2 protein-coding genes are annotated in these 652 nt (G+C 47.1%); both read right to left on the bottom strand.

Annotation, left to right across the window (positions count from 1 at the left end; translation table 11 throughout):
• Positions 1 to 176: hypothetical protein (locus tag R7R24_RS27660; protein ID WP_318120266.1), on the bottom strand; the 176-nt coding region annotated here is incomplete at its 3' end.
• Between the two features lie 226 nt (positions 177 to 402).
• Positions 403 to 652, bottom strand: a 250-nt coding sequence (locus tag R7R24_RS27655; protein WP_318120265.1) for a GGDEF domain-containing protein, incomplete at its 5' end; no start/stop codon positions are given.

Raw genomic sequence — 652 nt, 5'->3', positions numbered from 1 at the left:
ACGGAACGTACGATATCGATATCATCGACGCGCCCTTTGAGAGCCAAAGTGATACCAACTTGTACTACGACAGCAAGTGCCACCAGCGCTAGGGCTAACAAAATTGAAAAACGGACAATCCCTAGTTTCACCAGTAAGTCTACATAGTACTGGGCGAGATTTTTCATGGGCTTCATTCACTACTCCATGGCACAAGCAAGCAATCAACCCGACATATTGAAAACGGGCAGATGTACAAGGCCTAACGCAATTTAGGTCTGTTTGATTTTGAGGCATTCACCTTGATGAACTGGCGAGAACCATGAGATCACAGACGAGAACACAAGGTATAAGCAGTTTAACGTGTTTAATACGGTGATTTAAACCGCTTGCTATCAACTTAGAGCAAGCGGTCACAAAGCGCTAGAAGGAACTAGGGTGGATGCAGGTGCGATTACGGCCATCGGCTTGGGCCTGGTATAGCGCACTATCGGCCATAGCGATGCCCATTTCAGGTTCATCACCATGCTGAGGAACGTAAGAAACAAAGCCGATACTCACACTGAGATGTTCTGAAGCTTCCGAACTACCGTGCTCCATATCAAGCTGTCTAATCTGTTGATGAATGCGTTGAGCGACTTGCTCTGCGCCTTCTGTTGTCGTGTTTGGCAAG

The sequence above is a fragment of the Vibrio sp. 704 genome, assembly GCF_033339295.1.
This window is presented reverse-complemented; position numbering and strand designations above follow the sequence as displayed.